Source organism: Enterobacter sp. 200527-13 (assembly GCF_027924865.1).
Taxonomy (GTDB): domain Bacteria; phylum Pseudomonadota; class Gammaproteobacteria; order Enterobacterales; family Enterobacteriaceae; genus Enterobacter; species Enterobacter ludwigii.
In genome coordinates this window covers 20832-29089 of record NZ_BSCM01000016.1, presented here as the reverse complement: position 1 = coordinate 29089, position 8258 = coordinate 20832, and the positions used below count along the sequence as shown (strand labels likewise).

The window sequence follows — 8258 nt, the reverse complement described above, 5'->3', positions numbered from 1 at the left end:
GACGTGACCGGTACCATCGAACTGCCAGAAGGCGTTGAGATGGTAATGCCAGGCGACAACATCAAGATGGTTGTGACGCTGATCCACCCAATCGCGATGGACGACGGTCTGCGTTTCGCAATCCGTGAAGGTGGCCGTACCGTTGGCGCGGGCGTGGTTGCTAAAGTTCTCGGCTAATTGCTGATAACATTTGACGCAATGCGCAATAAAAGGGCATCATTTGATGCCCTTTTTGCACGCTTTCAGATCAGAACCTGGCTCATCAGTGATTAAATTTGTCATAATCATTGCTGAGACAGGCTCTGCAGAGAGCGTATAATCCGAAAAGCGAATTAGCATTTCGATTTGGTTTGCCTCGCAATCGCGGGGTGAAAATGTTTGTAGAATACTTCTGACAGGTTGGTTTATGAGTGCGAATACCGAAGCTCAAGGGAGCGGGCGCGGCCTGGAAGCGATGAAATGGGTAGTCGTAGCCGTGCTGCTGATTGTAGCGATTGTCGGCAACTACCTTTATCGTGACATGATGCTGCCGCTACGCGCGCTTGCAGTGGTAATTCTGATTGCTGCAGCGGGTGGTGTCGCGCTGTTGACGACAAAAGGCAAAGCGACTGTCGCTTTTGCTCGCGAAGCGCGTACCGAAGTCCGCAAGGTAATTTGGCCGACTCGCCAGGAAACATTGCACACCACGCTGATCGTAGCGGCGGTTACCGCTGTAATGTCACTGATCCTGTGGGGACTGGATGGTATTCTGGTTCGCCTGGTATCCTTTATCACTGGCCTGAGGTTCTGAGATGTCTGAAGCCCCTAAAAAGCGCTGGTACGTCGTTCAGGCGTTTTCCGGTTTTGAAGGCCGCGTAGCAACGTCGCTGCGTGAGCATATCAAATTACACAACATGGAAGAGTTATTTGGCGAAGTTATGGTTCCGACCGAAGAAGTGGTCGAGATCCGTGGCGGCCAACGTCGCAAAAGCGAGCGTAAATTCTTCCCGGGTTACGTGCTGGTTCAGATGGTTATGAACGACGCGAGCTGGCACCTGGTGCGCAGCGTACCGCGCGTGATGGGCTTTATCGGCGGCACGTCTGACCGTCCGGCGCCAATCAGCGACAAAGAAGTTGATGCGATTATGAACCGCCTGCAGCAGGTGGGTGATAAGCCGCGTCCGAAAACGCTGTTTGAACCGGGTGAAATGGTTCGTGTTAATGACGGTCCGTTTGCTGACTTTAATGGCGTGGTTGAAGAAGTGGACTACGAAAAGTCCCGCCTGAAAGTGTCCGTTTCTATCTTCGGTCGTGCGACCCCGGTAGAACTGGACTTTGCCCAGGTAGAAAAAGCCTAAGCAGCGATCAAAAAAGCGACGATTTAATCGTTGCACAAGGCGCGAGATTGGAATACAATTTCGCGCCTTTTGTTTTTATGGGCTGCGGCCTGTAAAACGATTTTATTCACGGGGAGCCTCCTTGAGGCGTTATCACCCAATCAGAGGATTTTAGAATGGCTAAGAAAGTACAAGCCTACGTCAAGCTGCAGGTTGCAGCAGGTATGGCGAACCCAAGTCCACCAGTTGGTCCAGCTCTGGGTCAGCAGGGTGTGAACATCATGGAATTCTGTAAAGCGTTCAACGCCAAAACCGAATCCATGGAAAAAGGTCTGCCAATCCCAGTTGTTATCACTGTATACGCTGACCGTTCTTTCACTTTCGTTACCAAAACCCCTCCAGCAGCAGTTCTGCTGAAGAAAGCGGCGGGCATTAAGTCTGGTTCAGGTAAACCGAACAAAGACAAAGTGGGTAAAATTTCCCGCGCTCAGCTGCAGGAAATCGCGCAGACCAAAGCTGCCGACATGACTGGTGCCGACATTGAAGCGATGACTCGCTCAATCGAAGGTACTGCACGTTCCATGGGCCTGGTAGTGGAGGACTAAGAAATGGCTAAACTGACCAAGCGCATGTCCGTGATCCGTGACAAAGTTGATGCGACCAAACAGTACGACATCAACGAAGCTATCGCTCTGCTGAAAGAACTGGCTACCGCTAAGTTCGTTGAAAGCGTTGACGTTGCTGTTAACCTGGGCATCGATGCTCGTAAATCTGATCAGAACGTTCGTGGTGCAACTGTACTGCCACACGGTACTGGCCGTTCCGTACGCGTAGCTGTATTTGCTCAGGGTGCAAACGCTGAAGCGGCTAAAGCTGCCGGCGCTGAACTGGTAGGTATGGAAGATCTGGCTGACCAGATCAAGAAAGGCGAAATGAACTTTGACGTTGTTATTGCTTCTCCAGATGCAATGCGCGTTGTTGGCCAGCTGGGCCAGGTTCTGGGTCCACGCGGCCTGATGCCAAACCCGAAAGTGGGTACTGTAACCCCTAACGTTGCTGAAGCTGTTAAGAACGCTAAAGCAGGTCAGGTTCGTTATCGTAACGACAAAAACGGCATCATCCACACCACCATCGGTAAAGTGGACTTTGACGCTGACAAACTGAAAGAAAACCTGGAAGCTCTGCTGGTTGCGCTGAAAAAAGCAAAACCAACTCAGGCGAAAGGCGTGTACATCAAGAAAGTTAGCATCTCCACCACCATGGGTGCAGGTGTTGCAGTTGACCAGGCTGGCCTGAGCGCTGCTGCAAACTAATGCCTTTACGTGGGCGGTGATTTTGTCTACAATCTTACCCCCACGTTTGCTAACAAAAGTTAGCGGCTAAAAGATTTGTTCGTTGGAGCCTGGCCTAATCCAGGCCTCCGTCGAAGACCGCAGGTGTTTCGCAAGAAACTTAATGCCCTGCGTAGACGGTGACAGAACGCTAAGATTATTTTTGGATACTCTGGCTTGTTTCTGCTCACCGTATTAAGACGCTCTTTCCGTTGGGAAGAGTGAAGTGAGTTCCGGAACATGAGTTCCGGCAAACATCCAGGAGCAAAGCTAATGGCTTTAAATCTTCAAGACAAACAAGCGATTGTTGCTGAAGTCAGCGAAGTAGCCAAAGGCGCGCTGTCTGCAGTAGTTGCGGATTCCCGTGGCGTTACTGTAGACAAAATGACTGAACTGCGTAAAGCAGGTCGTGAAGCTGGCGTATACATGCGTGTTGTTCGTAACACCCTGCTGCGTCGCGTAGTTGAAGGTACTCCTTTCGAGTGCCTGAAAGACACGTTTGTTGGTCCGACCCTTATTGCATACTCTATGGAACACCCGGGCGCTGCTGCTCGTCTGTTCAAAGAGTTCGCGAAAGCGAATGCAAAATTTGAGGTCAAAGCTGCAGCCTTTGAAGGTGAGTTGATCCCGGCATCGCAAATCGATCGCCTGGCAACCCTGCCGACCTACGAAGAAGCAATTGCACGCCTGATGGCAACCATGAAAGAAGCTTCGGCTGGCAAACTGGTTCGCACTCTGGCTGCTGTTCGCGATGCAAAAGAAGCTGCTTAATCGCAGTTATCTTTATAAAGCATTTGCTTACGTATAAACTTATTCTGATTTTCAGGAACAATTTAAATGTCTATCACTAAAGATCAAATCATTGAAGCAGTTGCAGCTATGTCCGTAATGGACGTTGTAGAACTGATCTCTGCAATGGAAGAAAAATTCGGTGTTTCCGCTGCTGCTGCTGTAGCTGTAGCTGCTGGCCCGGTTGAAGCTGCTGAAGAAAAAACTGAATTCGACGTAATTCTGAAAGCTGCTGGCGCTAACAAAGTTGCTGTTATCAAAGCAGTACGTGGCGCAACTGGCCTGGGTCTGAAAGAAGCTAAAGACCTGGTAGAAGCTGCTCCAGCTGCGCTGAAAGAAGGCGTGAGCAAAGACGACGCAGAAGCACTGAAAAAATCTCTGGAAGAAGCTGGCGCTGAAGTTGAAGTTAAATAAGCCAACTTTTCTGGTTGCAGCCTAAGTCATTAGGCTGATGGCTGGTGACTTTTTAGTCACCAGCCTTTTTGCGCTGTAAGGCATCAGTAGCATTTCACACTGTTTGACTACTGGTTGTCCTGACAATGCATGTTTCTATCGACGACTTAATATATTGCGACAGGGTGCGCGCTCTGTGTAAATCGCGACGAAATGATTTAAGCGTGATAGCAACAGGTATTGCGGAAAGTATTCAATTTTCCGGTCCACAAAATGGTGTTGCACAAACTGTCCCTTCGTCGGACAGATGGGTCGACTTGTCAGCGAGCTGAGGAACCCTATGGTTTACTCCTATACCGAGAAAAAACGTATTCGTAAGGATTTTGGTAAACGTCCACAAGTTCTGGACATTCCATATCTCCTTTCTATCCAGCTTGACTCGTTCCAGAAGTTTATCGAGCAAGATCCTGAAGGGCAGTACGGCCTGGAAGCAGCCTTCCGTTCCGTGTTCCCGATTCAGAGCTACAGCGGTAACTCCGAGCTGCAGTACGTCAGCTACCGCCTTGGCGAACCGGTGTTTGACGTTCAGGAATGTCAGATCCGTGGCGTGACCTATTCCGCACCGCTGCGCGTAAAACTGCGTCTGGTGATCTATGAGCGCGAAGCGCCAGAAGGCACCGTAAAAGACATTAAAGAACAAGAAGTCTACATGGGTGAAATTCCACTCATGACAGACAACGGTACTTTCGTCATCAACGGTACTGAGCGTGTTATCGTTTCCCAGCTGCATCGTAGCCCGGGTGTCTTCTTCGACAGCGATAAAGGTAAAACACACTCATCCGGTAAAGTACTGTATAACGCGCGTATCATTCCTTACCGTGGTTCCTGGCTGGACTTCGAGTTCGATCCTAAAGACAACCTGTTTGTCCGTATCGACCGTCGTCGTAAACTGCCTGCGACCATCATTTTGCGTGCGCTGCAATACACCACTGAACAGATCCTGGACCTGTTCTTTGAGAAAGTAATCTTTGAAATCCGCGACAACAAGTTGCAGATGGAGCTGGTGCCAGAGCGTCTGCGTGGTGAGACCGCGTCGTTCGACATCGAAGCCGACGGCAAAGTGTATGTGGAAAAAGGCCGCCGTATTACCGCGCGCCACATCCGTCAGCTGGAAAAAGATGATATCAAACTCATCGAAGTTCCGGTTGAATACATTGCTGGAAAAGTAGCCGCGAAAGATTACGTTGATGAATCAACTGGCGAGTTGATCTGCCCGGCGAACATGGAGCTGAGCCTGGATCTGCTGGCTAAGCTGAGCCAGTCTGGCCACAAACGCATCGAAACGCTGTTCACCAACGATCTGGACCACGGTCCTTATATCTCTGAGACTATCCGCGTCGATCCAACGACCGATCGTCTGAGCGCGCTGGTAGAAATCTACCGCATGATGCGCCCTGGTGAACCACCAACTCGCGAAGCGGCTGAAAGCCTGTTCGAGAACCTGTTCTTCTCCGAAGACCGCTACGATCTGTCCGCGGTTGGTCGTATGAAGTTCAACCGTTCTCTGCTGCGTGATGAGATCGAAGGTTCCGGTATCCTGAGCAAAGACGACATCATCGAAGTGATGAAGAAGCTCATCGATATCCGTAACGGCAAAGGCGAAGTGGACGATATCGACCACCTCGGCAACCGTCGTATCCGTTCCGTAGGCGAAATGGCGGAAAACCAGTTCCGCGTTGGCCTGGTACGTGTTGAGCGTGCGGTGAAAGAGCGTCTGTCTCTGGGCGATCTGGATACCCTGATGCCTCAGGATATGATTAACGCCAAGCCGATTTCTGCAGCAGTGAAAGAGTTCTTCGGTTCCAGCCAGCTGTCTCAGTTCATGGACCAGAACAACCCGCTGTCTGAGATCACGCACAAACGTCGTATCTCTGCACTCGGCCCAGGTGGTCTGACCCGTGAACGTGCAGGCTTCGAAGTTCGAGACGTACACCCGACTCACTACGGTCGCGTATGTCCAATCGAAACGCCTGAAGGTCCAAACATCGGTCTGATCAACTCCCTGTCCGTGTACGCACAGACTAACGAATACGGTTTCCTTGAGACGCCGTACCGTAAAGTGACCGACGGTGTTGTAACTGACGAAATTCACTACCTGTCTGCTATCGAAGAAGGCAACTACGTTATCGCTCAGGCGAACTCCAACCTGGATGACGAAGGCCACTTTGTAGAAGATCTGGTTACCTGCCGTAGCAAAGGCGAATCCAGCTTGTTCAGCCGCGACCAGGTTGACTACATGGACGTATCCACCCAGCAGGTGGTATCCGTCGGTGCGTCCCTGATCCCGTTCCTGGAACACGATGACGCCAACCGTGCATTGATGGGTGCGAACATGCAACGTCAGGCCGTTCCAACTCTGCGTGCTGATAAGCCGCTGGTTGGTACCGGTATGGAACGTGCTGTTGCCGTTGACTCCGGTGTTACTGCGGTGGCTAAACGTGGCGGTACTGTTCAGTACGTGGATGCTTCCCGTATCGTTATCAAAGTTAACGAAGACGAGATGTACCCGGGCGAAGCAGGTATCGACATTTATAACCTGACCAAATACACCCGTTCTAACCAGAACACCTGTATCAACCAGATGCCTTGTGTGTCTCTGGGTGAGCCCGTTGAGCGCGGCGACGTGCTGGCAGACGGTCCGTCCACCGACCTCGGTGAACTGGCGCTCGGTCAGAACATGCGTGTAGCGTTCATGCCGTGGAACGGTTACAACTTCGAAGACTCCATCCTCGTCTCCGAGCGTGTGGTTCAGGAAGATCGTTTCACTACCATCCACATTCAGGAACTGGCATGTGTGTCCCGTGACACCAAGCTGGGGCCAGAAGAGATCACCGCTGACATCCCTAACGTGGGTGAAGCTGCGCTCTCCAAACTGGATGAATCCGGTATCGTTTACATCGGTGCAGAAGTGACCGGCGGCGACATTCTGGTTGGTAAGGTAACGCCGAAAGGTGAAACCCAGCTGACGCCAGAAGAGAAACTGCTGCGTGCTATCTTCGGTGAGAAAGCGTCTGACGTTAAAGACTCTTCTCTGCGCGTACCAAACGGTGTTTCCGGTACAGTTATCGATGTTCAGGTCTTCACCCGTGACGGCGTTGAAAAAGATAAGCGTGCGCTGGAAATCGAAGAGATGCAGCTCAAACAGGCTAAGAAAGACCTGTCTGAAGAACTGCAGATCCTCGAAGCGGGTCTGTTCAGCCGTATCTATGCGGTGCTGGTTGCCGGTGGCGTTGAAGCTGAGAAGCTCGACAAACTGCCACGCGATCGCTGGCTGGAACTGGGCCTGACCGACGAAGAGAAACAAAATCAGCTGGAACAGCTGGCTGAGCAGTATGACGAACTGAAACACGAGTTCGAGAAAAAACTCGAAGCGAAACGCCGTAAAATCACTCAGGGCGACGATCTGGCACCAGGCGTGCTGAAGATTGTTAAGGTGTATCTGGCTGTTAAACGTCAGATCCAGCCTGGTGATAAGATGGCAGGTCGTCACGGTAACAAGGGTGTTATCTCTAAGATCAACCCGATCGAAGATATGCCGCACGATGCTAACGGTACGCCGGTAGATATCGTACTGAACCCACTGGGCGTACCGTCTCGTATGAACATCGGTCAGATTCTGGAAACCCACCTGGGTATGGCTGCGAAAGGTATCGGCGATAAGATCAACGCCATGCTGAAACAGCAGGAAGAAGTCGCGAAACTGCGCGAATTCATCCAGCGTGCCTACGATCTGGGTACCGACGTTCGTCAGAAAGTCGACCTGAGCACCTTCAGCGATGAAGAAGTGCTGCGTCTGGCAGAGAACCTGCGCAAAGGTATGCCGATTGCAACGCCGGTATTCGACGGTGCAAAAGAAGCTGAAATCAAAGAGCTGCTGCAACTGGGTGGTCTGCCAACGTCTGGTCAGATTACGCTGTTTGATGGCCGTACCGGTGAACAGTTCGAGCGTCCGGTAACCGTAGGTTACATGTACATGCTGAAACTGAACCACCTGGTCGACGACAAGATGCACGCTCGTTCTACCGGTTCTTACAGCCTGGTTACTCAGCAGCCGCTGGGTGGTAAGGCGCAGTTCGGTGGTCAGCGCTTCGGGGAGATGGAAGTGTGGGCGCTGGAAGCATACGGCGCAGCATACACCCTGCAGGAAATGCTCACCGTTAAGTCTGATGACGTGAACGGTCGTACCAAGATGTATAAAAACATCGTGGACGGCAATCATCAGATGGAACCGGGCATGCCAGAGTCCTTCAACGTACTGTTGAAAGAGATTCGTTCGCTGGGTATCAACATCGAACTGGAAGACGAGTAATTCTCGCTCAAACAGGTCACTGGTGTCGGGCTAACCCCCGACACCAGATTGTGCTAACTC

At 51.4% G+C, this 8258-nt stretch carries 7 protein-coding genes and 1 pseudogene; all 8 read left to right on the top strand.

Going from position 1 to position 8258, the window contains the following annotated elements; all coding sequences use genetic code 11:
• Window positions 1-177 (top strand): annotated as a pseudogene (gene tuf / locus QMG44_RS23805) (elongation factor Tu); the annotation flags it as partial.
• A 229-nt stretch (window positions 178-406) separates the two neighbouring features.
• Window positions 407-790 (top strand): preprotein translocase subunit SecE, encoded by a 384-nt coding sequence (secE, locus tag QMG44_RS23800; RefSeq protein ID WP_003862342.1) that lies wholly within the window; start codon window positions 407-409, stop codon window positions 788-790.
• A 1-nt stretch (window position 791) separates the two neighbouring features.
• The gene (gene nusG / locus QMG44_RS23795; RefSeq protein ID WP_003862341.1) at window positions 792-1337 is read left to right on the top strand and encodes a transcription termination/antitermination protein NusG; all 546 of its coding nucleotides are present in this window, start codon (window positions 792-794) and stop codon (window positions 1335-1337) included.
• A gap of 155 nt (window positions 1338-1492) precedes the next feature.
• Window positions 1493-1921 (top strand): 50S ribosomal protein L11, encoded by a 429-nt coding sequence (gene rplK / locus QMG44_RS23790; protein ID WP_008808007.1) that lies wholly within the window; start codon window positions 1493-1495, stop codon window positions 1919-1921.
• Window positions 1922-1924: 3 nt separating this feature from the next.
• Complete coding sequence (rplA, locus tag QMG44_RS23785; RefSeq protein ID WP_006810530.1) at window positions 1925-2629, top strand: 50S ribosomal protein L1; 705 nt, start codon at window positions 1925-1927, stop codon at window positions 2627-2629.
• A gap of 291 nt (window positions 2630-2920) precedes the next feature.
• Window positions 2921-3418: a 50S ribosomal protein L10 gene (gene rplJ, locus QMG44_RS23780; protein ID WP_004097644.1), complete on the top strand. Its 498-nt coding sequence runs from the start codon at window positions 2921-2923 to the stop codon at window positions 3416-3418.
• 66 nt (window positions 3419-3484) lie between these two features.
• On the top strand, window positions 3485-3850 hold the full coding sequence (gene rplL / locus QMG44_RS23775) for a 50S ribosomal protein L7/L12 (RefSeq protein ID WP_014168154.1): 366 nt from the start codon (window positions 3485-3487) through the stop codon (window positions 3848-3850).
• A gap of 319 nt (window positions 3851-4169) precedes the next feature.
• On the top strand, window positions 4170-8198 hold the full coding sequence (gene rpoB / locus QMG44_RS23770; RefSeq protein ID WP_020882980.1) for a DNA-directed RNA polymerase subunit beta: 4029 nt from the start codon (window positions 4170-4172) through the stop codon (window positions 8196-8198).
• The last annotated feature ends 60 nt before the right edge of the window (window positions 8199-8258 follow it).

What these genes read in the sequence shown, in the direction of transcription:
- secE (WP_003862342.1), top strand. Translation starts at nt 407, where the DNA reads ATGAGTGCGAATACCGAAGCTCAAGGGAGCGGGCGCGGCCTGGAAGCG.
- nusG (WP_003862341.1), top strand. Translation starts at nt 792, where the DNA reads ATGTCTGAAGCCCCTAAAAAGCGCTGGTACGTCGTTCAGGCGTTTTCC.
- rplK (WP_008808007.1), top strand. Translation starts at nt 1,493, where the DNA reads ATGGCTAAGAAAGTACAAGCCTACGTCAAGCTGCAGGTTGCAGCAGGT.
- rplA (WP_006810530.1), top strand. Translation starts at nt 1,925, where the DNA reads ATGGCTAAACTGACCAAGCGCATGTCCGTGATCCGTGACAAAGTTGAT.
- rplJ (WP_004097644.1), top strand. Translation starts at nt 2,921, where the DNA reads ATGGCTTTAAATCTTCAAGACAAACAAGCGATTGTTGCTGAAGTCAGC.
- rplL (WP_014168154.1), top strand. Translation starts at nt 3,485, where the DNA reads ATGTCTATCACTAAAGATCAAATCATTGAAGCAGTTGCAGCTATGTCC.
- rpoB (WP_020882980.1), top strand. Translation starts at nt 4,170, where the DNA reads ATGGTTTACTCCTATACCGAGAAAAAACGTATTCGTAAGGATTTTGGT.